At 74.3% G+C, this 24,493-nt stretch carries 21 protein-coding genes; 5 read left to right on the top strand and 16 right to left on the bottom strand.

Going from position 1 to position 24,493, the window contains the following annotated elements; translation table 11 throughout:
* Window positions 1-255 precede the first annotated feature (255 nt).
* From AB0946_RS32140 to AB0946_RS32120, 5 genes are read left to right on the top strand one after another with little or no spacing between them, the layout of a single operon-like run.
* Complete coding sequence (locus tag AB0946_RS32140; RefSeq protein WP_366764192.1) at window positions 256-2,538, top strand: peptidase domain-containing ABC transporter; 2,283 nt, start codon at window positions 256-258, stop codon at window positions 2,536-2,538.
* A complete protein-coding gene (locus AB0946_RS32135; protein ID WP_366764191.1) occupies window positions 2,526-3,878 on the top strand; it encodes a condensation domain-containing protein in 1,353 nt (450 codons plus the stop codon). Before AB0946_RS32140 ends, AB0946_RS32135 begins: the two co-directional genes overlap by 13 nt.
* Window positions 3,875-4,126, top strand: a complete 252-nt coding sequence (locus AB0946_RS32130; RefSeq protein WP_366764190.1) for an acyl carrier protein — start codon at window positions 3,875-3,877, stop codon at window positions 4,124-4,126. The genes AB0946_RS32135 and AB0946_RS32130 overlap by 4 nt, the downstream gene beginning before the upstream one ends.
* A gap of 7 nt (window positions 4,127-4,133) precedes the next feature.
* A complete protein-coding gene (locus tag AB0946_RS32125) occupies window positions 4,134-5,537 on the top strand; it encodes an AMP-binding protein (protein ID WP_366764189.1) in 1,404 nt (467 codons plus the stop codon).
* A complete protein-coding gene (locus tag AB0946_RS32120; RefSeq protein WP_366764188.1) occupies window positions 5,534-7,300 on the top strand; it encodes an AMP-binding protein in 1,767 nt (588 codons plus the stop codon). The genes AB0946_RS32125 and AB0946_RS32120 overlap by 4 nt, the downstream gene beginning before the upstream one ends.
* A gap of 74 nt (window positions 7,301-7,374) precedes the next feature.
* Here the strand turns inward: AB0946_RS32120 and AB0946_RS32115 are convergent, their stop codons facing one another.
* From AB0946_RS32115 to AB0946_RS32040, 16 genes are all read right to left on the bottom strand, one after another.
* A complete protein-coding gene (locus tag AB0946_RS32115; protein ID WP_366764187.1) occupies window positions 7,375-8,367 on the bottom strand; it encodes an NAD-dependent epimerase/dehydratase family protein in 993 nt (330 codons plus the stop codon).
* Complete coding sequence (locus tag AB0946_RS32110; RefSeq protein WP_366764186.1) at window positions 8,364-9,311, bottom strand: DUF4915 domain-containing protein; 948 nt, start codon at window positions 9,309-9,311, stop codon at window positions 8,364-8,366. Before AB0946_RS32110 ends, AB0946_RS32115 begins: the two co-directional genes overlap by 4 nt.
* A gap of 121 nt (window positions 9,312-9,432) precedes the next feature.
* Window positions 9,433-10,167 (bottom strand): radical SAM/SPASM domain-containing protein, encoded by a 735-nt coding sequence (locus AB0946_RS32105; RefSeq protein ID WP_366764185.1) that lies wholly within the window; start codon window positions 10,165-10,167, stop codon window positions 9,433-9,435.
* An 86-nt stretch (window positions 10,168-10,253) separates the two neighbouring features.
* Window positions 10,254-11,804: a class I tRNA ligase family protein gene (locus AB0946_RS32100; RefSeq protein ID WP_366764184.1), complete on the bottom strand. Its 1,551-nt coding sequence runs from the start codon at window positions 11,802-11,804 to the stop codon at window positions 10,254-10,256.
* A 105-nt stretch (window positions 11,805-11,909) separates the two neighbouring features.
* Window positions 11,910-13,037 carry an NAD(P)-dependent oxidoreductase gene (locus tag AB0946_RS32095; RefSeq protein WP_366764183.1) on the bottom strand — a complete coding sequence of 376 codons (1,128 nt, stop codon included), beginning with the start codon at window positions 13,035-13,037 and terminating at the stop codon, window positions 11,910-11,912.
* Entirely contained in the window at window positions 13,030-14,070 is a 1,041-nt protein-coding gene (locus AB0946_RS32090; protein ID WP_366764182.1) for a Gfo/Idh/MocA family oxidoreductase, read from the bottom strand. The genes AB0946_RS32095 and AB0946_RS32090 overlap by 8 nt, the downstream gene beginning before the upstream one ends.
* Before the next feature lie 103 nt (window positions 14,071-14,173).
* A complete protein-coding gene (locus AB0946_RS32085; protein WP_366764181.1) occupies window positions 14,174-15,172 on the bottom strand; it encodes an aminoglycoside phosphotransferase family protein in 999 nt (332 codons plus the stop codon).
* On the bottom strand, window positions 15,169-16,008 hold the full coding sequence (locus tag AB0946_RS32080; protein ID WP_366764180.1) for a glycosyltransferase: 840 nt from the start codon (window positions 16,006-16,008) through the stop codon (window positions 15,169-15,171). Before AB0946_RS32080 ends, AB0946_RS32085 begins: the two co-directional genes overlap by 4 nt.
* Window positions 16,005-17,204 (bottom strand): cytochrome P450, encoded by a 1,200-nt coding sequence (locus tag AB0946_RS32075; RefSeq protein WP_366764179.1) that lies wholly within the window; start codon window positions 17,202-17,204, stop codon window positions 16,005-16,007. Before AB0946_RS32075 ends, AB0946_RS32080 begins: the two co-directional genes overlap by 4 nt.
* Before the next feature lie 87 nt (window positions 17,205-17,291).
* Window positions 17,292-18,080: a class I SAM-dependent methyltransferase gene (locus tag AB0946_RS32070; RefSeq protein WP_366764178.1), complete on the bottom strand. Its 789-nt coding sequence runs from the start codon at window positions 18,078-18,080 to the stop codon at window positions 17,292-17,294.
* A gap of 6 nt (window positions 18,081-18,086) precedes the next feature.
* Window positions 18,087-18,926: a methyltransferase domain-containing protein gene (locus AB0946_RS32065; RefSeq protein ID WP_366764177.1), complete on the bottom strand. Its 840-nt coding sequence runs from the start codon at window positions 18,924-18,926 to the stop codon at window positions 18,087-18,089.
* Between the two features lie 67 nt (window positions 18,927-18,993).
* Window positions 18,994-19,953: a phytanoyl-CoA dioxygenase family protein gene (locus AB0946_RS32060; RefSeq protein ID WP_366764176.1), complete on the bottom strand. Its 960-nt coding sequence runs from the start codon at window positions 19,951-19,953 to the stop codon at window positions 18,994-18,996.
* A gap of 10 nt (window positions 19,954-19,963) precedes the next feature.
* Window positions 19,964-21,019, bottom strand: a complete 1,056-nt coding sequence (locus AB0946_RS32055; RefSeq protein ID WP_366764175.1) for an asparagine synthetase A — start codon at window positions 21,017-21,019, stop codon at window positions 19,964-19,966.
* Complete coding sequence (locus AB0946_RS32050; protein ID WP_366764174.1) at window positions 21,016-21,849, bottom strand: ChbG/HpnK family deacetylase; 834 nt, start codon at window positions 21,847-21,849, stop codon at window positions 21,016-21,018. The genes AB0946_RS32055 and AB0946_RS32050 overlap by 4 nt, the downstream gene beginning before the upstream one ends.
* Window positions 21,846-22,448 carry a class I SAM-dependent methyltransferase gene (locus AB0946_RS32045; RefSeq protein WP_366764173.1) on the bottom strand — a complete coding sequence of 201 codons (603 nt, stop codon included), beginning with the start codon at window positions 22,446-22,448 and terminating at the stop codon, window positions 21,846-21,848. Before AB0946_RS32045 ends, AB0946_RS32050 begins: the two co-directional genes overlap by 4 nt.
* The gene (locus tag AB0946_RS32040) at window positions 22,445-24,463 is read right to left on the bottom strand and encodes an aminotransferase class III-fold pyridoxal phosphate-dependent enzyme (RefSeq protein ID WP_366764172.1); all 2,019 of its coding nucleotides are present in this window, start codon (window positions 24,461-24,463) and stop codon (window positions 22,445-22,447) included. Before AB0946_RS32040 ends, AB0946_RS32045 begins: the two co-directional genes overlap by 4 nt.
* Window positions 24,464-24,493 lie beyond the last annotated feature (30 nt).

Here is a 24,493-nt window from a genome sequence, read left to right as displayed (position 1 = left end):
TCTTGTTGGCGGTTCCGCGGGGCTGTTAGGGTTCATTTCGCGATGGACTGCAAAAGGCGTCCACCGTCCTCTCGTGAAAGGAAAGAAAAATGGAGAACAACCAGATCAACATCGCCGCTCTGACCGACGAGGAGCTGGACGACATCGTGGGTGGCGGCACCGTGCACACCGACGCGGCCTGCATCTGAGCCGGCACCACATGAAGGGTGACGCCGGCCGACGCCGGCGTCACCCCGTCGGGTGAGGACTGACGGGATGACCAACACAGCACGCTTCCGCTCCGAGGCCGTCGAGCACCGCCACGGGCACCGCGGCCTCGGCCCGGCGCTCGGGCACGATCTGACGCCACGGCCCAGGAGGAGCCTCCTGGCCCTGGGACGCTCGCTGCTCGGGCGGCTGCGCGAAGGACGCCGCCCCCGGGTGCCTGTCTGCTTCCAGACCCAGGTCAGCGACTGCGGTCCGGCCTGCCTGGTCATGACCCTGCGCCACCATGGCGTCGAGGCCGAACTGGAGGCGGTCCGGGCCCGGGCGGACTCGGGGCGCAACGGCGCGTCGGCCCGGACGCTGCTGGAGATCGCCCGGGAGTTCGGGCTCAAGGGACGCGGGGTGCGGACGGATCTCGCCGGGCTGCGACACCTGCCCGCCGGCTCCATCCTCTTCTGGAACTTCAGTCACTTCGTCGTGCTCGAAGCGGCGACCGCGGACCACGTGGACATCGTCGACCCGGCGCACGGTCGGCGCAGGCTGGCCTGGGCCACCGTCGGCGAGGCGTTCACCGGGGTGGCCCTGGAGTTCGAGCCGCCGCTGGAGCGCGCCGCGCGGGCCCGCCGCCCGGGAACCACGGGGCCGTGGGCCCGTCTGCGCCACCTCAGGCCCGGTCCCGGGGAGCTGCGGGGCATCGCCGCCGCCTCCCTGGCCCTGATGGCGTTCGAGTTCGTCCTGCCCCTCACCATCAGCCGGCTCGTGGGACACGTGCTCCCGGGCAGGCTCCACTCCGAACTGTGGCTGATCACGGTCGGACTGGGCACGCTCGTCGTGCTGTTCCTCGCCCTGCAACTGACCAGATCGCTCCTGCTGATCAAACGCCAGGCCCTGGTGGAGAAACAGCTCACCTGGGGCGTCATGGAGCACCTCGCCTCGCTGCCGTACGACTACTTCACCGTGCACAACGCCGGCGACCTGGCGATGCGGGTGCGCACCAGCAGCACCCTGAACCAGGTCCTGAGCGTCACCGCCGTCTCCGCCGTGTTCGACAGCGTCCTGATCGTCGTCTACCTGGCGGCGATCGTCCTCGCCAACCCGGTCCTGGCCGCCCTGGTCATCGGGCTGATCGCCGTCCAGGCCGGGCTGACCGCGGTCACCTGGCGCCGGCAGACCGCGCTGAACCACGAGGTCCTGGAGCAGCAGACCAGGGCGCAGAACGAACTGGTGGAGATGCTGGAGAGCATCACCACGCTCAAGGCCGCCGGGGTCGAGGGCGAGGCCGTCGAACGCTGGTCGCACGCCCTGGTCCGCGAGGTCAACAAGCGGCTGCGCGCACGCCGCAGCCTCGCGGCGTTCACCGCGGTGGGCCGGACCGTCCAGTTCGGCGCACCCGTCGTGGTGCTCCTCGCCGGCACCTGGCGGGTCCTGGACGGACACGACTCCCTCGGCTCCACGCTCGCCTTCATGGCCCTGACGACCGCGCTGTTCGCCCCGCTGGAAGGCATGTTCGCCGCGGTCTCCCAGCTCGCCTCCGTCCGGCCCACCCTGGCGCGGCTCGACGACGTCCTCCAGGCCGAGCCGGAGCCGCGCGCGGCGGGCACGCCCGCCCCCGCGCCGGCCGGGGAGGCCGCCGCGATCACCGCCGAGGGCGTCTCCTTCCGCTACCGGGGAGCCCCGTCCCCCGCCCTGTCCGGAGTCGAACTGGACATCCGCCCCGGGCAGTTCGTCGCCGTCGTCGGCCGCTCGGGATCGGGCAAGTCCACCCTCGGCATGCTGCTGGCGGGGCTGTACCTCCCGACGTCGGGGACCATCACCGTCGACGGCACCGATCTCGCGGACCTGGACCGGCCCGGCTACCGCCGGCAGATCGGGTACGTCAACCAGAACGCCCACCTCTTCAGCGGCACCATCCGGGAGAACATCGCCTTCGGTGCCGGGGAGCCGGACCAGGCCGACCTGATCAGAGCGGTCAAGGCGGCCTGCGTCCACGAGGAGATCGCCGCCCTCCCGATGGGCTACGACACCCTGGTGGGCCCGGGCGGACACGGGCTGTCGGGCGGTCAGCGCCAGCGCATCATCCTGGCCCGGGCGCTGGCGCGCCGCCCCCGGCTTCTGGTGCTGGACGAGGCGACCAGCGCGCTCGACCCGCAGCTGGAGGAGGAGATCTTCGACAATCTGCTGAACGCGGGCATCACCGCCGTCGTCATCGCCCACCGCCTCACCGTGCTGGAGCGCGCCGACCACGTCGTGGTCGTCCGGGACGGCAAGGTCGTGGAGGCCGGATCGCCCGCCGAACTCAAAGCCGCCGGAGGGGAGTTCCTGTGCCTGACCTGACCCCCGGTGACCCGCGCGAGCGGATCGTGCCGCTCACGTACGAACAGGAGTGGTACCACGCCAACATCCGCCGCTCCACCCGGGCCCGCCGCAATGTGCGGCTCTCCTACGAGATCCGCGGCCCGTTCGACCCGGACGCCTTCACCGAGGCCGTCCACGGCTTCGTGGCACGGCACGACGCGCTCCGCATGGACCTCGTCGCCCGGCCCGGTGCCGACGCCCCCGCCCAGCGCGTCAGGCCCCTCGCCCCGGGGGAGCGGATCGTGCTCCACCAGAGCGTGACGGCCGCCTCCGAGCGGCAGTTCACGACGTACGCGTCGGCACTGCACTCACGCGACTTCCTCGCCCCCTGGGCCGACGGGGAGCGGCCGTACACCTTCCGGCTGCTGCGCTACGCCGACGACCACCACGCCTTCCTGGCCACCTTCCAGAACGTCGTCTTCGACGGCCGCGCGCACGAACTGTTCGCCCGGGAGACCTGGCGCGACTACCGGACGCTGCTCGCCGGCGGCTCCCCACCCCTCGCCGCCCCCTCCTTCGCCGAGGCCGCGCTGCGCCAGCGCGGCCGGTACGGCGCCGGGCACCTGGACCGGGCCCGGGAGAGCTGGCGCGAGCGGCTGGAGTTCGCCGCCCGCACCGCCTGGAACCGGCCCGGGCACGCGGAGCCGACCTCGGACGGAACCGTGCACGCGCAGCTCGCGGGCGAGGACGCCGTCGCCTTCCACCGGGCCTGCGAGCGGCTGCGGTGCACCGCGATGCAACTGCTCGTGGCCTCGTTCGTCAGGGCGCTGTCGGCGTGCGCCGGCGCGGACCGGGTGACCGTTTGGACGTCCATGGACTCGCGGCAGACCGCCGAGCGCGACGTGGTCGGCATGTTCGCCGGCGTCAGCCCGCTCGCCGTCCGCGCCGCGGGCGCGGACCTGCCCGACGTCCTCGTCGAGGTACGGCGCCGGATGCTCGACGCGCTGCGGTACCAGCAGATCCCGGCGAGCGAGCTGTCCGCGCTCGCCGCGGAGTCCGCCGCCGACGGCGCCGATCCGCTCCGCCGGGACGTCCACGTCAACCTGCGCCGGTTCGACGGCCCCTACCGGCCCACCGAGCGGTCCGGACCGCTGCGGGTCACCGCCGACGCCTACCCGCTGCGCAGGATCACCTTCGGCACGTCCTCGGCCCTGCACCTGAGGTGCAACGAGTACCGGGACCGGGTCCTCGTCGACCTGGTCTTCGACGGGCGGCGCGTCGGGCGCCCCCTGGCCCAGGCCCTCCTGGACCGCATGGTCCGCACGGCGGTCGCACCCGCCGAGACCCCGAGCACCCCGAGCACCCCGAGGACCCCATGAACACCTGCCACGACGGCCTGCTCGCCCACGTCCTGACCGCCGCGACCACGGTGTTCGGACACCCCGTCGAGCCGGGCGACAACTTCTTCTCCCTCGGCGGGGACTCCATCGCCGCCGTCGAACTCGTGACCCTCCTCGAAGAACGGCTGGGCGTCGCGCTGGACACCGAACCCGTGGTGAACACCGCGGACTTCGCGGAGCTGGCCGGCGCGCTCGCCGCGGCCACCGCGCCGGCCCGGGAGGCGTGAGGCCGCCGTGCGTCCCTACCTGTGGAACCCCTGGGCGACGGCCCAGGAGCGGCCCGGGCGGCTCGCCGTCGTCGCGGACGACGAGACGTACACCTTCGCCGAACTCGTCCGGCGCGCCGACGACCTCTGCCTGGGCCTGCGCGCCCGGGGCCTCGCGGACGGCGCCGTCCTCGCCACCGACATCCCCAGCGGCCCGCGCTTCTTCGCGCTCGCCCTGACGGCGCTGCGGTACGGCTACGGCCTCTTCCCGGTCGACGGCCGCCTGGTCGCCGCGCCGTTCGGGCCCGCGCTGCTGAGCGGCATGGACACCGCGCTGCACATCACCGCCCGGCCGGCCGAGGGCGGCCCGGCGCTGCCCTGCCCCACCGTCACCGACGACGAACTCGCCTCGGGGGCCGCGCCGCGCTCCACCGCTCCCGCCGCCGCGGCGCGCGCCGGGTACCTCGCGTTCGCCACCTCGGGCACCACCGGGGACCCGCAGGCCGTGCCCCGGGCCCGGCCGTGGCGCCCCTACAAGGGCGTGGCCGTCAGCCCCCGGTACGCCGCCGGAACCGGCCTGGGTCCGCACCTGATGGCCAACCCCACCTTCCACCTGGGCACCTTGGGGCCCGCCCTGTACGCGCTCCAGGCCGGCAGTGCCGTCGTCGTCCAGCGCGCCTGGTCGCCGGGCGGCTTCGCGGAACTGATCGACCGGCACGGAGCCGACAGTGCCATGCTCAGCCTCGACCTGCTGCTGGACGTCCTGGCCGCCGGCGCCCGGCCCCGCCATCCGCTGCGCGCCCTCTTCCACGGCGGCGCCGCCTGCCCGCCGCAGCGCAAACGGGAGGCCATCGCCCTGCTCGGGCCCGTGCTGCACGAGTACTACGGCACGTCCCGGAGCACTCTGACGGAGATCACCACCGAAGAGTGGCTGCGCCATCCCGGGTCCGTGGGCCGGCCCCTGCCCGGGATCGGCATCGAGATCCGGGACGCGGGGCGGCCGGTGCCGTCGGGGACCGTCGGCACGATCCACGCCCGGCTGCGCGCCGCGGACCGCGAGCGTCCCGGCGAACCCCTGCTGGACACAGGGGACCTGGGCTTCCTGGACGACGACGGCTATCTGCACGTCGTGGGCCGCGCCGGGGACGAGGGGCAGCGCGACGAGGCCCGGCTGGAGTACGAGATCCGGCTGCTGCCCGGCGTCTGCGACGTGGCCGTGGTCGGCGGCGCGGACCCGGTGTGCCACGTGGAGACGGTTCCGGGACCCCCGGACGACATCGTCACCGGCATCCGGGACGCCGCCCGGCGGCTCGGTGTGCCCGCCCCGCGCATCGCCCTGGGCCCGTCCGGGTCCCTGCCGCGCACCCCGAGCGGCAAGATCCGGCGGGCGGTACTGCACGCCCCGGCCGGACCGGGCCGGCCACGCCGGTGACCGGCGCCCCGCCGGGCCCGGTGGTGACCGCGTACGACTGGCTGCGGCAGCACGCCCGCGCCCGGCCCGACGCCTTCGCGGTGACCGTCTGGCAGGACGGAGCGGCCCGGCAGCGCCTGACCTTCGGGGCACTCGCCGGGCTCGTCGACCGTGTCGCGGCCGGCCTCGCGGCCCGCGGCGCCCGGGCCGGCGACCGGGTCGTCCTCGCCCTGCCCAACGACCTGTCCTTCACCGCCACCCTGCTCGCCGCGCTGGCCGTCGGACTGGTCCCGGTGCCCGCCCCCACGCCCGACGCGGTACGGCAGGGCGCCTTCGAGGAACGGCTCCGCGGCATCGTCGCCGACTGCCGTCCCGGCCTGGTCGTCACCACGGACGCCTGGACGCCCGCACTCCACCGGGCACTGCGCGGGGCCTGCGGGCCGCCCGCGCACACCTGGGAGGCCCTGTCCACGGCCGACCCGGAACCGGCGCCCGGTGTCCGGTCGGGTCCGCGCCCCGGCATCGCCCTGCTCCAGTACACCTCCGGCTCGACGGGCACTCCCAAGGGCGTGGTCATCAGCCACCGGGCCCTGGCCGCCCAGTGCGCCCAGTCCGCCCTGGCCTACCGGGAACGACTCGACGACACGGCGGTGACCTGGGTGCCGCTCCACCACGACATGGGCCTGGTCACCGGCCTCTTCCGGCCCCTGTACACGGGCTACGAGTCCGTCCTGCTGTCACCGCGTGCCTTCGTCCGCGACCCCGGCGCCTGGCTCGCCGCCCTCACCCACTGCCGCGGCACGCTCTCCAGCGCACCCGACTTCGGCTACCGGCACTGCGTACGCCGGATCACGCCGGCGGCGGCCGGGACCTTCGACCTGTCGTCCTGGCGGGTGGCACGCAACGCGGGCGAGGTCGTCCGTGCCGACACGGCGGCCGACTTCACGGCCCGATTCACCCCGGCCGGTTTCCGGGCCGACGCCCTCTGCCCCTCCTACGGCATGGCGGAGGCCACGCTCACCGTCACCGCCGCCACGCCCTGGGCACCGTCCGCCGAGCTGACCGTCCGCCGCGACGACCTGCGCCGCGGCACCGCCGTGCAGGTGGGGCCGGACGCGGACCCCGCCGCGCCCACCGTCACCCTGCTGTCCTCGGGACGGACGCTGCCCCGGACCCGTGTCACGGTGCGCACGGCCGACGGGGGGACGGCGCCGGACGGGACGGTCGGGGACATCCTCGTTCAGGGACCGCAACTCTTCAGCGGCTACTGGCCGGACACCGCGAGCGCCGCAGGAGGCGGCCCGGGTGCCTGGCACGCCACCGGGGACACGGGCTTCCTGCTGCGCGGGCACCTGTTCGTGCTCGGCCGCGCGGACGACACCCTCGTGCACCACGGGAGGAAGTTCTACGCCGCCGACGTGCTCGCCGTGTGCGCCACCGTCCCGCGGCTGCGGCCGGGCCGCTGTGCCGTGTTCACCGTCGAGGCACCCGGGCCGGACGGCCGGGACACGCCGCAGGTCTGCCTGGTCGCCGAGGTCGGCGAGGACGCGGCGGCACCGACTCCCGCCGTCGTACACGAGATCAGGCGGCGCCTCGCCGACGCCCTCGACCTGTACGTCACCACCGTGGCCCTCGTGCCCGCCGGCGAACTGCCGGTGACCACCAGCGGCAAGGTACGGGTCGCGGACACCCGCCGCCGCTACCGGCGGGGCACCCTCCGCGTGCTCCCGGTCCCGGCCCGGACCCGGGCGGCCGGCGCGGCCGCCCGCCAGGCCCTGCCCTGAGACCCCACCCCTGCCGCACGACGCCATGCGCCGACTTCCCCCCGCACCACGGCCCCGGGGCACGCGCGGGTCCGTCACCCGGCCAGGCGCAGGGCCGCCGTCTCCTTGTCCGGGGGCAGGCCCATCGGCGGGCGGTCCGGGCGGTGCGGCGGGACACCGCCCAGCGAGCGCAGCCAGGTCCAGGTGTCGGCGACGGTCCGGGCCACCGGACGGCAGCGCAGCCCGGTGGCGAGGGCACGGGAGGCGTCGGCGGTGTGCAGGGCGTCGTACCGCTCGCCCGGCGGGAGCCAGACCGGCAGCTCGGTCCACGGCCGGATGCCGGCGGCCAGCACCGTCTCCGGGGCGGTCCACCTCAGGTCGGCGGTGCCGCCGGTGACGGCGACGCAGGCGTCCAGCAGATCGCCCATGGTGGTGTGCCCGGGCGGGCTCACCAGGTTGTAGGCGCCGCCGAGCCCGGCCGCCGCGGCGTCCAGTGTCCAGGCGGCGAGGTCGCGCGGGTCGACGTACTGGAGCGGCAGGTCCCGCGGCCCCGGGGCCAGCACCGGGCCGCCGCGGGCCGTCCGGCCCAGCCACCACGGCAGGCGGCCGGTGTTCTCGTAGGGGCCGAGGATCAGCCCCGCCCGCACCAGCAGGGCCCGGTCGCCGAAGGCCTGGAGGGCCGCCAGTTCCCCGCCCCGCTTGGCGCGCGCGTAGCTCACGTCGGCGCCGTCGTCGGGGGACGCGTCCACCACCGGCGCGCTCTCGTCCGCCCCGGCCGGCGCCGGGTAGGCGTAGACCGAGCGGCTGGAGACGTACACGTACCGCCCGGCCCGGTCCGCCAGCAGCCGGGCGGTGTCGCGGACCGCCGCCGGGCTGCCCGACCAGGTGTCCACGACCACGTCCCACGTGCCGTCGGCCAGCGCGGCGAGACCGTTCTCGCCGGTCCGGTCCCCGTGCAGCGCGGCCACCCCGGGCGGCGGCGCGTGCCGCCCCCGGTGGAACACCGTGACCCGGGCGCCGCGCGCCCGCGCCTCCTGGGCGAGCGCCCGCCCCACGAACTCGGTGCCCCCGAGGATCAGCACCCTCATGACGGCAGGGGCAGCACGTCGTAGATCTCCGGGCCGAGTGCGCCCAGGTCGATGAAGCCGAGCGTACGGCCGGCCGCCAGGTCGGCGATGGTGAGCCCGCACCGGCCGCGGGGCATGCCCGGGTCCGAGGGGTTGGCGACCTGACCGGTGCTCTTCGACACCTTCCGGCCCTGGCTGGTGCCGACACAGGCGAGCTGCGGCGCGAGCCAGCCGAGGCCGCGCGGGTAGCCGTCGGTCCCGGCCGTCCGGCCGGACCGGCTCACGACCCGGGCGTGGTGCGACTCGCACCAGTACAGCTCCCCGTCGTGGACGGACACGGTGTGCGGGTGGTAGACGTCCTTGACGACGACCTCGTCCCGGGTGATGTCCCGGACGTACCCGTTCTCGGCGCTCGCCCACAGCTTGGAGGCGCGCGGGCCGAAGCCCGATACCAGCACCGAATTCCCGTGGCGGGCCAGGGAGTTGAGGTGGTGGGTGTCACGCCCCTCGGCACTGGCCCGCCACACGGCCCCGCGAGGGACCAGGCCCTCCGGCCGGTCGTCGTAGGCGAGAACCTCGTCGGTGCCCGAGGAGACGACGAGCAGCGCCCCGTCGTGATGGAGCAGCGAGTGGCCGTCGCGCACCTCCGGCAGCCGGTGGGACGACAGCAGTTCCAGGGACTCCAGGGACAGCACCGAGACCCGGAACTCACGGTTCACGCAGTAGAGCACGAAGACCCTGTCGCCCGAGGTGGCCAGGCCCGTCGCCCACGCCACCTCGCCGTCCGGATCGATGGGTACGGGGTCCGCCGCGCCGGTGCGCAGGTCGACGCGGAACAGCGCCGTGCTGCTGTTGGCGGGCAGCGCGATCGGATAGGTGAACGTCACCAGGACGCGGTGTGCGGCATGGTCGGGCAGTACGACGCCTTGGTCGGTGTGCTCCCACGGCGGATTCAACTGCGCCACCCCCAGAATTTCCGAAAGATGCCGTTCCGGCACCCTGCCGGAATCCGGTCACCATCCTTTTGCGCGGGGCGTGGCCGGACAAGTCACGTATCCGCGGTACCGGCCGGGGGGTTCGGTGCCGTCAGAACCGGCCGAAGCCACAGGAGCGGCACTGTTCCATGGCGAATTCACCGCGCACGTTCCCGCGGTGCACCCGCATCCGTTCGGGCATCGTCCACGCCTCTTCGACGGACATGTCCTTGATGTTGCCGAACACCTTCTGCGCGAGGTAGTCCTCGCAGCACAGGATGAGCTGGCCGTGGGCGTTGATGTGCAGTTCGTTCATCACGACGCCGCACGACTTGCGGCGCTGCACCTGGAGGGGTATCAGGCCGGCCCGGTTGGAGGCGTTGGCCTTGATCTGCTGGGCCGTCTTGTACCGCAGGCGGGGCGGGCTCCCGTCGTAGCGGTCCATGATCTCCCGCACGCCGCGGGGCATCTTCTCGCCGTGCTGGGTGACGACGAAGGCGTCGACCGACTTGCCCAGCTCGTGGAAGAGGTCGAGCGTCAGGAAGTCGCCGTTGGTGTACAGCGCGATCCGGGCGAGCGGCATCTCCTTGCGCGCCAGCCGCAGCAGGTCGGGCATCCGCGGGTCGGCCAGCGGCTCCCCGTAGTTGTGCGGGCTGAACTGGTTGCAGAAATTGTTGCGGCCGAGATCGGAGACGATCTTGTGGAAAAGGTCCTCCGGCATGCGGACCTCGTTCTGCCTCAGTCCGCGGTCGAAAATGCTGTTCGGACAGTAGTCGCAGCGGCGGTTGCAGTAGGTCGTCGTCTCCACTTCGACGAACATCGGCTGGTGATCGGAGAACGTGCCCATGGGCGTCACTCCTCGGTCTCAGGGGGAAATCCCGGAAAAGGGCCGGAGGGCCCGCGGGCGAACCCTCCGGTGTGGTGCGGTCCGGCTCAGGTGAGTTCGAGCCGGGGGAACAGCGGCGGAGCCTTCTCGATCCGTCGTCCCGCCGGGTCGGCCGCCACCGCGGCGGCCGGGTCCCGCGTCGTCGCGCCCAGCGCGTCGAGGATCCGCCGGGCCGACTCCGGGACGAAGGGCAGGAGCAGCACGGCCAGCCGCACCGACGCGCGCAGCGTGAGGTTCAGTACGGTGTCCAGGGCCGCCGCGGCCGACGCGTCGCCCTCTTCGGCCGCGCGCGCCAGATGCCAGGGCGCCCGCTCGTCCACGTAGGCGTTGGCCCTGCGGACCAGGTCCCACACCCGGGCCAGCGCCTCGCGGTGGTCGTAACGGTCCATGGCGGCGCGGCACGCCTCGGCGCTGGCCGTCATCTGGTCCGTCAGCGCGCGCTCGGGAGCCTCCAGCGGACCCGCGGCGGGAACCGTGCCGCCACGGTAGCGGGCGGTCATCGCGGTGACCCTGCTGACCAGGTTGCCCAGGCCGTTGGCGAGGTCGGTGTTCCAGCGGGCGACCAGCCGTTCCTCGCTGAAGTCCCCGTCGCCGAAGGGCGAGAAGTCCGCGAGGAGGTAGTACCGGACGGCGTCGGCCCCGTACCGGTCCACCAGCTCCATGGGGTCGACGGCGTTGCCGAGCGACTTGCTGAGCTTCTGCCCGCCCGTGGTGATGTAGCCGTGCACGACGACGTCGGTCGGCAGCGGCAGTCCGGCCGACATCAGCATGGCCGGCCAGTAGACGGCGTGGAAGCGCAGGACTCCCTTGCCCATCACGTGCACGCGCTGTTCCGCCCCGGCCCAGAAGCGCTCGTACCGCTCGCCGTCCCGGGTCCAGTCCAGCGCGTTCACGTAGTTGGTGAGGGCGTCGATCCAGACGTACATCACCTGGCTGTCGTCGCCCGGCACCGGGATGCCCCAGCCGCGTGCCCGCTCGACGGAGCGGGAGACGCTGATGTCCTCCAGGCCGGCCCGGATGAAACTGGTCACCTCGTTGAGCCGGGACGCGGGATGGACGCGCAGCCGGCCGGAGTCGAGGGCGTCGAGGAGCTGGTCGCCGTACCGGGACAGACGGAAGAAGTAGTTGTGTTCGCGGACCCGCTCCGGCGGCACCAGGTGCTCCGGGCACTTGCCGTCCACCAGTTCGTCCGGGGTGTAGAACTGCTCGCAGCCGACGCAGTACAGCCCCTCGTAGTCCTTGACGTAGAGGTCACCGTTCTCCTGCATGCGCCGCCAGATCTCGGTGGCCCCGGCGATGTGGTCGGCGTCGGCGCTGGTGCGGATGAATCGGCTGATGTCGATGGACAGCGCGTCGACGAGCCGTTCGAAGTACTGCACGTTCCGGTCGACGAGCTGCCGGGTGGGAACACCCTCGCGCTCGGCCGCCAGGACGTTCTTCAGGCTGTTCTCGTCCGATCCGCTGAGGAAGTACACCTCCCGGTCGAGCGCCATGTGACGCGCGAGGGAGTCCGCCTGGACGTACTCGAAGGCGTGCCCCAGGTGGGGTTGGGCATTGACGTACGGGATGGTCGTGGAAACGAACGCCGTGGAGGACATGATCTCCTCAGAGGGACGGAAGGACGGGCGGAGCGACCGCATCGCGCGGGCAGACGTACGGCGGCTGGGCCGGCGGCGGAAGGCCGGATACGGTGCCGGGGTAGTTTACTGATCGACGAGCGTGGCCCGGTGTGCGGCACTCTGCCTCAAATCACCGTCCGGGGCCGCCAGTTGAGGAGGCCGACGGCCGACGAGCACCCGGGCGACGCGCTCGGCGGTGGTCGCCCAGCGCGGGGCGGCGCCCGCGAGGACGCGCTCCACCTCCCCGACCAGTTCCTCGAAGATCAGCCGGTTGGCCTCCAGGGTGCGGCCGGCCACGTGCGGGGTGTGCACCACGTTCGGCATGCCGCGCACGGGATGGTCCCGGGGCAGTGGCTCCTCCGGGTGGACGTCGAGGCCCACCCGCAGCTTCCCGGCCGCCGCGCGGGCGAGCAGGGCCGGCAGGTCCACCGTCGCCGCCCGACCCACCAGCACCACGACCGCCCCGGCGGGCAGTTCCGCGATCGCGTCGGCGTCGACCAGCCCCGCGGTGTCGGCGCGCGGCTGCGTCGCGACGACGAGGATCTCCGAGCGGCGGGCGAGCTGTCGCACCGAGGACACCAACTCGACCCCGAGGTCACCGGCGGCCGCCGGGGAGAGCCACGACGAGCACACGGCGGTGTCGCATCCGGCGCCGCTCAGCAACCGCACCAGATGACGGCCTATGCCGCCCATCCCGACGATGCCGACCCGTCGCCCGGCCAGCGTCGTGGGCCACGCGCCCGCGCCGGCACCGGTGCCCGCGTCCTCCCAGCCGTCCCACCAGCCGCCCGAGGCGACCAGCGCGTGCCGGCCGGGGATGTCACGCAGACAGCACAGCACCAGGCCCAGGGCGAACTCCGCGACGACCGGCCCCATCGCACCGGAGCTGTCGGAGCAGACGACACCGCGGCGCAGGGCCTCCCGCACGTCGAGGAACCGCCACCGGCCGTCCTGCCCGGCGCCGGCCAGCCGCAACAGCGGCGCTCCGGCGAGGCGTTCGGCGTCCAGGTACGGCAGGCGGGTGTCCCACCCGGCGACCAGCAGCGCGGTGCTGCGCCCGACCTCCCGCAGGATTCGCCCCTCGTCGTCGTCGCCGAGCACCGTCACCTGCGCGACGGCCGAGAGCCTGCGCAGCGCGGCCTCGGTCAGTACGTGGTCGCGGGCGAAGTCGTCGGCCACGACCAGGGCACGGGGGCGTGCGGACTCAGCCACCGAGGACCTCCGTGATGTCGGCCCCCGGGTCCGCCGGCAGCTCCACCCGGCCGCCGTCCCGCGCCGCCCGGTAGCCGGCCAGGAGGACCTCCAGGGTGCGCAGCGCCCGCTCGCCGCTGTGCGCCGGGGCCCGCTCCTCGGCCAGCGCGGTCACGAGTTCCTCCAGGGACCGGATCCACTGGGGTGCCCCGAGCGCGCTCTCCCCGACCTCCACCTCGGACCAGCCCGTGCCGCCCGGACCCAGCACCCGCAGGATCGGCCCGCGCCGGAAGCCGTCCGGGCCGGGCAGGACGCTGCCGAACTCGATGAGCCCCTCGGTGCCGACCAGCCGCATCAGGGGCTGGCCTGCCACCTCGGCACCGCACTCCAGCTGGCCCCGCAGCCCGTCGGCGTGTTCCCACACCAGCAGCCCGGAGTGCTCCAGCAGCAGCCCGGCGTGCTCCCTGCGGCGGCTGAGGTCGACCGTGCCGGCGACCCAGGTGACGGGTGCGTCCCCGGCGAGGAGGAAGCTGATGTCGATCCAGTGCGGGCCCCAGTCGAACAGGGCGGAGTCCTTGCTGTGGCACTCCACGCGCAGCAGCCGCCCCACCGCTCCCTCGGCGGCCAGCCGCACGGCCCGCTGGATCGCGAGGCCGAAGCGGCGCTGGTGGTTCACGGCCAGGGTGATGCCCGCGGCGGATGCCGTGTCGATCAGGGTGCGGGCCGGGGCCAGGCCGGTGGCGAGCGGCTTCTCGCACAGCAGGCCGCCCGAGAAGCCCTCCTTGGCCAGCTCCTCCACCAGCTCCGGCTGGGTGAGCGGGCCGGTGGCGGTGATCACGATGTCGGGCCGGTGGGCCAGCAGTTCGCCGACCGAGCCGACGGCCCGGCCGCCGTACTGCCGTACGACGTCCTCCGCGCGCGCCCGGTCCGCGTCGAGGGCGGCGACCAACTCGGTGCCCTCGCACCTGTCGACCGTGAGCGCGTGGGCGGTCCCGGCGTCACCGCACCCGATCAGGGCCGCCCTCAGGGGGGACCTCGTCGTCTGCCGTGTCATCTGTCTTCCTGCCTCTCCGTGCGGTGCTGTGTGGGGTCGGTGCGGCCGGGTGCCGCCGGCCGGCCGGTTCGCCGGTGCCGTACCCGTGCGCGGTGGCCGCGGTTCACTCCCAGCCGGTGCGGGCGGCGAGCCAGCGGCACGTGGCGGCGGCCTCCGCCCGCTGGAACTCCCGGATCGCGCCGGTGTCCCAGTCGGCGGGCTGCCGCGAGGCGTTGACGAAGCTGCCCGCCAGCGCGGCCAGGACGCTGTCGACGGCCCGCGGGTCCGCGGCGCGGCCGGCCGGATGCGCCAGGAAGAGACCCTGCGGATCGGCCAGGCCCTGCACCGCCGCGCAGAGCGCGAAGATCATGGGGTCGATCCAGTCCTGCCCCCGGGCCGCCCAGGCCCAGTCGACGAACCGGACGGTGCTCCCGGCGACGAGGATGTTGTCCGAGCGCAGGTCCGAGTGGAGCAGGGTGTCGCCCCGGGCGGCCTGCGGGAAGGACTCCTCCAGCCGGGCCAGTCGGTCCACGTGGCGCCGCGCCCAGGGCGCGAGGCCGTCGAGCCCCTCGACTCCGCCCAGCCCCTCGCGGTCGCCGAGCAGGTGGTTCCAGCCCCGCCAGTCCGCCAGGGTGCCTCCCCAGGGCTTCGCCGCGGGCACGGGGCAGGAGGCCGCCAGCTCGGTCAGCCGGACCAGCGCCCCCAGTACCAGCCGGAGGTCGCGCTCCCGCCAGGGCACCGGGGGCGTGCGGCCGGCCGCCGCGTCGAAGACGAGGGCGAGCCAGTCCCCGGTGTCCACGGTGCCCCGGAAGGCCGGTGCGGGCAGCGCGGCCGGAAGCTGCGCGGCGACCGCCGCCTCCCGCTCGTACAGCGCCACCGCGTAGGGATCGCCGTGCCGCGGTACGGCCTTGACGAAGGCCCGGGTGCCGTCGGCGCACCGAAGCCGGGTCGCGACCCCCCGGGAGAAGCCGCCGCTCTGCGTCCGGGACCAGGTCACCGAGGAGCCGAGCAGCCGCTCCACCTCGGCCCGGGCCGCGGGCGGCAGCGCCGTCCAGGGCAGCCGGGCGCTCCGCGCCTGCGGTACGGCCCGCGTGGGCGGTGCGGGAGCGAGCCGCGCCGTCACGGTGTCACCGCCGTGGCGTCGAGGCTCCTGCCGAGCCAGTTCTCCAGCTCCTCCACCACCGGGAGGGCGAGCTCGCTGAAGAGACAGGGGTGGGAGCGCAGCCACGCCGTGTCCATCTGCCGGGTGTAGGCGCGGCTGAAGTAGCCGTAGTGGTGCAGGATGTGGATGTCGTCCCGCAGCTCCGGCCGGTCGTCGTCGCGGAAGATGGTCTCCCACTGCTTCCAGTGCACCGGGAAGAACCGGTCGTGCGGGCTGAAGTCGTCCGGTGCGGTCGACGCGCGCACCAGCCGGGTCCAGCGGTAGACGATGCTCTGGTAGACCGCCAGGTCCTTCTCGGGCAGGTGCAGGAAGTCCTCCACCATGGCGGCCGGCAGCGGGTCGCCCGGCGGGAACGCCAGCACCCCCACCTGGACGATCTTGCCGTCCTCCAGCAGCAGCCGGTCGGGCAGTTCGCCCAGCGGGCGCCGGGTGAGCGTGTCCGTGTCCAGGTAGAGCCCTCCTCGGGAGGCCAGCACGCAGAAGCTCACCAGATCGGACCGGTGCGCCACGAAGGTCATCCGCCGGTACAGGTCGGCGTGCGCGGGGGACATCAGCTCCTCCAGGCACAACGGTTCGATCTCCACCCGGGGCACCGAGCGCAGCAGCTCGAAGTACCGGTTGCCGGCCGGTTCCTCGTCGACGATGACGACGACGCGGCCCGGCGCGTGCGCGGCGGCCGAGGCGACCGCGAGGAAATGGCCGAAGTCGAACTCCTGGCCGGACCAGTAGAAGTGGACGGGTGGCGCGGCGGCTGCCGCGCCCCCGCCGACAGTCGCGGGCGCCGGGAGCGTGGTCATGAGACCACCGCCTGACCGACCCGCCGCAGTGCGCGCATGCCCATGCCGATCTCCCATTCCGCGCTGATCCGAGGGGGTTCCTGCGGGCCGGACAGGACGGCGTCCAGCACCGCTCGCAGGACCTGGTGGGCCATCGGGCGGCCCAGGCAGGCGTGCCGGCCCCGGCCGAAGGCCACGTGGGGCAACCGCCGGTCCCACCGGAACTCCAGCGGGTCGGGGAACTGCCGGGGATCGCGGTTGGCCGCCACGAGCACCAGGACCACCCGGTCCCCGGCCGGGATTCGCTGGTCCCGCAGGACGATCTCGGTCGCGGCGCGGCGCGGCGCGAAGTGGAACGGGGTCGCCAGCCGGACGGCCTCGGTGACGAAGCCGTCGGGGTCGGCGCGGTAGCCGTCCCGCAGCCCCGGGTCCGCGGTGAGCTGCTCCAGGGCGACCGCCAGCGTGGCGACCGTGGGCTCCAGCGCGCCGGTGACCAGTTGCGCGTAGACGGCGACGGCGTCGGTGCGCGTCAGGGAGCCGTCGCGGACCGCCCGGTCCACGGCGATGGCGAGCGGGCTCGTCCGCGCGAGGCAGGCGCGTTCGACGAAGTCCGTGAAGAGGTCCAGTGCCTCGCGGGCCGCCAGGATCGTCGCCAGGCGCGTCTGCCGCCCCACGAAACCCATGAGGCGCCCGGACCAGGCCGCGAGGAGGGACAGTTCCTCGCGGCTGACCCCCAGCAGACCACCGAGGGCGGCCTCGCAGGCGGGGCGCAGCAGGGAGTCCAGCAGGTCCGCCGCACCGTCCGGCCCGTCCGGGAGCAGCGCCCCGGCCGGCAGCCCCGCCCGGACGACGGCGGCCACCCGGGTCACCTCGGCCGGGGCGAACGCCGGCCGTACCACCCTGCGGACGACGGCGTGCCGGGGCGGGTCGAGGAACATCGGCCAGCGGGCGAGGAAGTCCACCAGGGGAGCCGCCGCCGTGCGCTGCTCCTCGGTCAGCTCCTCCAGGAACGGCTCGGGCGTGCGCGCCAGCAGCCGGTTGTCGGCCAGCAGGTCCCACACGTCGGCGTACCGGGTGACGTACCAGGACGCGGTCTGCGGGTGCCAGAGCACCGGTGTCGTCTCCCGGGCCGCGTCGAACCAGCCGAGCGGGTCCGGCGGGACGAACGGCCGGCGGGGCGCCGCGGCGGGCGCCGGCGGATTGTCGTCGTGCTGCACGGGTACCGCATCCCTCCTGGGCGTGGGGGCCGCACCCCCCGGGCGCGGGGGTGCGACGGTGTGTCGGGGCGAGACGGGCACCGCGGCCTACCCGGGCTCCGGGGCCGAGCGGACCAGGGTCCAGGTCTCCCGCAGGGTGTCCGGCCGGACGGGCCGGTCGGAGTAGTCCTCGCTCACCCCGGCGACGGTGAAGCCGGCGGCCCGCGCGGCGGCGCGGACCTCGTCGTGCCCGAACCACCACTGGCTGTGGTGCTCCGTCTGCCGGCGGAAGCCGTCGCCGGACGCGGTGAACAGGGAGATGGCGTAGTCGCAGCGGTGCTCGCCGGGGTGGTAGCGGTTGCGCCACACGTAGGCGAAGTCGTCCAGGTCGTCGCCGTAGTGGCTGTCGCCGAACACCGACTCCAGCTTGTGCCGGGTGTTGAGGTCGAAGACGAACACACCCTCGGGGCGCAGGGCGGCCGCGACGGTCCGCAGCAGCGCGGGCAGCTCCGCCGGGGCGAAGTAGTTGACGCTGTCGAAGCAGCACACGGCCGCGTCGAGGGAGCCGGCCGGCACCGGCAGCGGCGCCGGGAGCCGGACCTCGTGCAACGGCGTGCCCGGGGCGACCCGCCCACGGGCCCGGGACAGCATGGCCGGGGAGCCGTCGACGCCGCTGACCTCGAAGCCCCGCTCCTGGAGCAGCCGGGTGACGGTGCCGGTGCCGCAGCACACGTCGAGAACCGTGCGGACGGGCAGCTCGGTGCCGCGCAGCCGGGCCGCCAGGTGGTCGGCCCAGGCCGCGTAGTCGTTCTGCGCCGTCCAGCGGTCGTACACCGCCGCGAGCGCGTCGTAGAGGGGGAGCCCGCCGGTGTCGGGACGGGCTGGCGCGGTGGTCATCGTGGCCTACCGGCGGACCTTGACGGCCAGGTTGACACCGCGCTCGGCCCACTCCTGCCGCTCACAGGCCTCCAGCTCCAGCGCCAGCAGGGTGTCGAAGTACTCCTTGTCCTCCAGCGCGCGGGAGATGGCGCTGATCGCGCCGTACGGGTAGCCGAAGTCCTCCGGGCCGGGCAGGGCCAGCGAGGTCACCCCGAAGACGCGCTCGCCGGCGAGGCCGGCGCCCTCGGCGAGGGAGAGCAGCTCGGCGGCGCTGTAGACCCGCAGCGGCGGCACCGTCGGCGACCACTTGACGGTACGGGTGCGCAGCAGCTCCTTCAGCTCCTCGACGCCGGCTCCGTCCCGGCAGATCTTGGACGACAGGGCGTTGGACAGTGAGTGGCTCATCAGCAGGCCCGGGGCGCCGGGCCGCAGCACCCGCTGGACGGTGGCGAAGGCGGCGGCCGGGTTGTCGAGGAAGCTCAGCACGCCGTAGGTGCTCAGGACGGCGTCGTAGGTCTCCGAGGGGAGCTGCGGGGCGTCCTCGACGTCGCAGTGGACCAGCTCGACGAGGGAGGCGACCGACGACTCGGCGAGGTTGCGCTCCGCCTGCCGCAGCATGTCCTCGGACTTGTCGGCGACCGTCACCCGGACCCCGAACTCGGTCGCCAGCCAGATGCCCCAGCGGGCGGTGCCGCCGCCGACGTCCAGCACGTGCTTGCCGGGGCGCAGGTCGAGGTGGCGGCGGACCAGCTCCTTGATCACCTCGTCGGACAGGTGCCAGTAGGCGGCCTCGTAGAATCCCTCGACATTGCCGGCGTACGAGGTGAAGAAGCCGTCGAACTCGGTCTCGGTCATCAGGGTCATGGCGTGTTCCTCCAGTCGGGTGCGGTCCGCGCGGGTCGGCGGAACCGGTGGGGGTGGTGCGGGCGGGTCAGCCGCGGCGGGCCGCGGTGGCGGTCCGGGAGCCGGGCCGCTTCCGGTCGAGCAGGCGTGAGGGTGGCGCCTGCAGAGCGGCGAGGTAGGCGCCGTAGTCGACGCCCTCGGGGAAGTCGACCAGCTCCACCTCGGGGTCGAGGGTGATCCAGTCGTGGCTGTCCCAGTGGGCGGCCAGCTCGTCCCAGTCGGGGGTCACCGGCCAGCCGTGCGGGTGCGCGAACTGGGTGCGCAGCGGTTCGGTCGTGAGCTGGTAGCGCACGTCGGCGGAGAGCCGGATCTCGTCGCTGCTGTTGGGGCCGCCGCCGTGCACGGTGAGGCTGTGGAAGACCACCGCGTCCCCGAGGGCGAAGTCGGCGGACGCCCAGCGCTCGTCGTCCGGCGCTACGGGCAGGTACAGGGGGCGGCGGCCGCCCTGGGCGGGGTCGGTCGGCAGGAAGCCGGCCCGGTGCGAGCCGGGGATCAGCCGCAGCCCCTGGCGGCGCGCGTCGCAGTCGGTCAGCGGCAGCCACACGGTGAGCGCGTCGGTGGTGACGTGCTGCACCACGAAGTCCTGGTGCGCGCGGGTGAAGTAACGCACGGGGTCGGCGGACGGCGGTGCCAGCCGCACCACCCGGGCCGGGTGGCAGAACATCGGACCGCCGAGGAAGCGTTCCATGAACGTCCACAGCCGGGGCGTGAACGCCAGCCGGTGAAAGCTCTCCAGGCGCTGCACCGCGGGGTAGACGGTGGCGAACCCGTCCCGGCCGAAGGACAGGCCGCTCCGGGAGACGGACAGGCCGTCGGGGTCGGCGAGCCATCCGATGCCGTACAGCGCGGCCCGCAGCTCCGCCTGTACGGCGGCGGGGCCGGCCGGGTCCAGCAGGCCGGGGAGGTACAGGTATCCGTCGTCGGCCAGCCGGTCGCGGAGCGCCTCGACGTCGTCGAGGATGTCGTGGGAGTCCCTGAGTGTCTGCACGGCGGGTCCGTCAGGGCAGGATGGTGCGGCCGTTGGCGCGCGGCATCAGGGCGAAGTCACGGATGTCCGCGCGGCCCAGCAGCCACATGAGGAACCGTTCGACACCCATGCCGAAGCCGGCGGTGCGCAGCGGGTGCGCGGACTTCATCCGCACGTACCACTCGTACTCGGCCGGGTCGACGCGGTGGGTCTCCAATGCCGCCAGCACCTCGGGCCCGTCGATGTGGCGCTCGCCCGCCCCGACGACCTCACCGGGGCCGAACAGCAGGTCCCCGTTGAGCGCCCGCCCCTGCGCGTCGCGGCGCTGGTAGAAGGGGACGGACAGCGCGTCGAAGTGGGTCACCCACAGGAACTCGCCGTGCCGACGCATCAGTTCCTGCTCGCCGGCCCGGGTGAGCGTCCGCCAGCCCTGCTCCTGGCGGACGTGGCGGGGATCGGCGCCGAGGTCGGCCACGGCCTCGTCGAAGGTCATCCGGGTCAGGGCCGTGGACCGCTCCAGCAGCGCCTCGACATGCCCGAGGCCGCCGGCGGCCGCGCGGATCACCGGCGCGTGACGCTCCGCCAGCTCGGCCACCACATGCCGCAGGTACGCCTCGACGACCTCGATGACCTCGTCGAGGCCGCCGGGGATCTCCGCCTCGCTGTGGAAGAACTGGCACAGGTGGGTCTCGTCCGGGTCCTCACCCCGGAAGGACGGCATCAGGTAGTAGGCACCGGCCTCGCTGAGCCGGCACAGGTACTCCAATCCGAACTGCATCGAGTCGGCGAGGTAGGTCGGTACGCCGAACATGTCCACCCGCACCGGCTGGGAGTCGCTGCCCAGGCCCATCGGCGAGGACACGGAGCCCGTCGTCACCGGCAGGTGCCCGAAGCGCACCCTGCGTTCGGTCCAGAAGCCGACGGTGGCCGAGGTCAGGGTGTCCTGGAGGTCGAGCAGCCGCGCGTACCACTCGCTGCCGAGCGCGCGCAGGTAGTGGGTGTCCGGGTCGCGCCACGAGCCGGGAGGCGCCAGTTCGGTCGCGGACGGCGGCGCGGTCGTGGTGACGGGCAGGGTCTCAACACTCATGAGGGGAGTTCCTCTCTCGGTGACCACCGTGCGGCGGCGGGCGATCGGACGGCCGCGGGTGCGTCCGCCGGCAACGCGGTCAAGGTGATGCCGTGGGTGTCGCAGGCCTCGCGGAAACGGGGGTCCAGCAGGACATGGAGATCGCTGACGCGGATGTCGCGGGCCCATTTCCAGCGCCGCGAGTCGGGAGACGTCAGCGTGCCCAGCTCGGGGCGGTCCAGCGCCGGGTGGGTGACGATCATGTGGGTCCCGGGCGGCAGCGCGGAGAGATGCTCGCGGAGCAGCTCCGCCTTGTCCTCCATCGGGCAGTTGGACAGGTGCCACACCGAGTCGACCGCCAGGGGGATGCCCGGCGCCGGCACCGCGTCCCGGCAGGGCAGCCCCCACTCCGCGCTGACCCGGGCCAGCACCTCCGCGTCGAAGACGCCGATGTGCGACTCCAGGTGCCGCAGCCGCACCCCGGCGTCGGCCGCCGTCCGCAACTGGGCCCGGAACTCCGCCAGCGCCTCCTCGGGGTCGGCGGCGGCCCGCAGTTCGGCCACGCCGGGCAGGAAGGCGCCGTCGGGGGCGCACAGCGACCGTCCGCCGGTGAGCGGCCGGTAGCGCAGCCCCTCCCACTCGCAGGCCAGGACGAGGTGGGCGCCGAGCGGGAGCCCGGCCCGGAGCGCCAGCCGGACGGCGCGGCGGGCGTCGGGAGCGGGGACCATCAGGGACGCCTGGGTGACCACGCCCGCGCGGTGGGCGGCCAGGATGCCGTCGGTGACCGCCGGGCACATGCCGTAGTCGTCGGCCTGGACGACGAGGAGCCGCTCCGTGGTGGGTGGAGTCATGCCCGGCCTCCCCGGGTGACCGCGTGCAGGGCCCAGCGGCGGCCGGGGGTGGCGGTGACCACCTGATGGGCGGCGGCGCCGGGGAGTTCGCGCAGCCGGGTGTCGAGTTCCGCGATCAGGGCGTGCCAGCCGGGGTGCCTCTCGGGCGGCGGCAGGTAGAGCGAGATGAGCAGCTCCCCGCCGGACGCCACCCGGTCCAGCATGCCCACGGCCGTGTCCACCGGGTCGTCCAGGTAGTAGAGCACCTCGCTCAGCACGACCGCGTCGAACCGGCCGCGCAACGGCAGCCGGGAGGCGTCCGCGCACAGCAGCAGCTCGCCGGGCCGGCGACCCCGGGCGGCCAGCGCGTCACGGGACCAGTCCACGCCGACGTAACGGCCGTCGAAGCGGGGGCCGAGCCGGTCGCGCAGGGTACCGGTGCCGCAGCCCACGTCCAGGACGTCCCGCGCCCCGTTCGCCAGGATGCGGTCGGCGAGGGCGGTGTAGCGGGCGTCCTCCGCCGGTTCGGTCAGGTAGTCCCAGCGGCCCGAGCGGTACTGCCGCTCCCAGTCGTCCCTGCTGTACACCGGCACCTGGCCGTGCGTCGTACGGGTGCTCATCGGGCCGCCTCCGGGTGCGCGGACCGCAGCCGGCCGGTGAGGCCAGGAGCGGCGAGCAGGTCCTCGGCGGCGTCGAGGGCGAAGTCGATGTGTGCCTCGCCGTGCGCCGCGCTGACGAAGTTGACGCCGTGCCCCAGCAGGACGCCCCGGCGCGCCATGCCCGCCACGAAGGCCTCCGCGAGCGGGGCGTGCCCTGCGGGGTCGGCCGCGAAGCGCAGGCACGGCATGGCGTCGTGGCCGACGGCGAAGGGGGCCAGACCGTGGCACCCGGCGAGGGCGTCGAGGCCGTCCCGCAGACGCCGGCCGAGCATGGCGACACGGGCGTAGTAGTCGGTGTTCGCGTAGTGCCGCAGGGCCGCCTTCATCACCTCCAGGGACACCCGCTCGCCCGTGAAGGCGCTGGCGACGCCGAGCTTCGCGAAGTGCGCCATGGTGCGTCGGGGTCCGGCCACCGCGGCGAGGGCGGCGCCCGCCGCCAGGCTGGTGGAGAAACAGGTCAGGTCGGCCTCCGTGGCCAGCGACTGGCCGAGCCCGCCGGGCGCGAGCCGGAAGGCGGTGATGTCCTCGTCCAGCACCAGCATGGTGCCGTGCAGGTCGCACAGCCGGCGCAGTTCGGCGAGGAAGCCCGCGGTCAGCCGCCGGTGGTGGGGCGGGCACAGCACGACCGCGGCGGTCCGGGAGCCCTCGTCGGCCAGGAGCCGGAGCAGCAGGGCGTCGTCGTCCGCCGAGTCCAGCTCCACGGCGGGGGAGGCCCCCGGCGGGCCCGCGGGGCGGCCGGCGAACAGGACGCGGTCGCGGCCGGTGACCGTCCGGGCCAGGCGGACCGCTGCCGCGCGGGCCCCGGTCCGGGTCTTGAGGAAACGCACCATCTCCACGCCGGGCACCGCGGCGACCAGCGCTTCGGCGGCCGTGATCTCCGCCTCGACGGGCAGGGACAGCAACAGGCCGCGTCCGCCGCGCTCCCGCACGGTGTTGGCGACGACCGGGTGGTTGTGACCGAGCGTCGCCGCGCCTCCCGCGCACACGAAGTCGACGTAGGACCGGCCGTCGACGTCCCGGACCAGGGCGCCGTCGCCGCGCTCCAGGTAGCCGGGGTGGATCCCCGTCAGACGCCCGGGGCCGTCGGCGAGGGTGCTGCTCGTCCCGGGGATGACCCGCTCGGCCCGCTCCCGCAGCGCGGCCGACCGGGCGAGGGTGAGTGGCCGGTCGCCGGGTTCGGGCAGCGCGCCGGTGTCGGCGCCGGTGCCGAGGTGTTCGGGGGTGATGGCCCGGAACCGGGAGCGCTCGGCGAGCCAGGGGCGCCCGATGTCGTGCGCGACGACGTCCCGTGTCCACAGCACCCGGTGTTCCTCGTAGCCGTTCTCCGCGATCACCAGATCGCGCAGGCGCTCGTCCACGCAGCTTCCCGGGTCGGTGGTCGCCAGGGCGCGGGCCACGGCGGGCGCCCAGCGGTCCGTCACATGGACGTGCGGGCTCAGCGGCAGGAAGCCGGCGGCCCAGCTCGCCGGGGTCAGCCGGACCAGCGGCACCCGGGTGCCGGCCACCGGCCGGGCCTCCTCCGGCCGGTCGAACGTTCCGCCGCGCGCCACGTGGGAGTTGCCCAGCACGATCTGGGTGCCACCGCCCGCCAGCAGGTCCTCGATCAGCGCGTCCAGGTCGACGGGGCCGTCGAACTCCCAGTCGTCCTCCAGGTGGACACCCACGGGGGTGCGGGCGTGGGCGAGCAGGACGGACAGGGCGCCCGGCAGACCGACCGGCCGGGGGAACTCCTCCACCACGACCTCGCTCACCCGGGGCTCGGAGCGCGGCAGGTCGCGCAGGAAGGCCAGGGTCGCGGCCCGCTCCTCCGGCGGGACGCCGTAGGCGGGGTCGACGGTGGCGATCACCCGGAACGTGCCGGAGAAGCGGACGTTGGCGAAGAAGGACGTGTAGGTCCGCGGCAGGGTGTCGCGGCCCACCGAGGTGGTGGTCAGATCGACCGCCGAGGTGTCGAGCGGGGGTGCCGGAACCGGCATTCCATCCTCCTGTGGACGAACGGGCGGGGT

Origin of the sequence: Streptomyces sp. NPDC046870, assembly GCF_040704595.1 — a bacterium.
In the GTDB taxonomy this organism is placed as follows: domain Bacteria; phylum Actinomycetota; class Actinomycetes; order Streptomycetales; family Streptomycetaceae; genus Streptomyces; species Streptomyces argyrophylli.
This window is presented reverse-complemented; position numbering and strand designations above follow the sequence as displayed.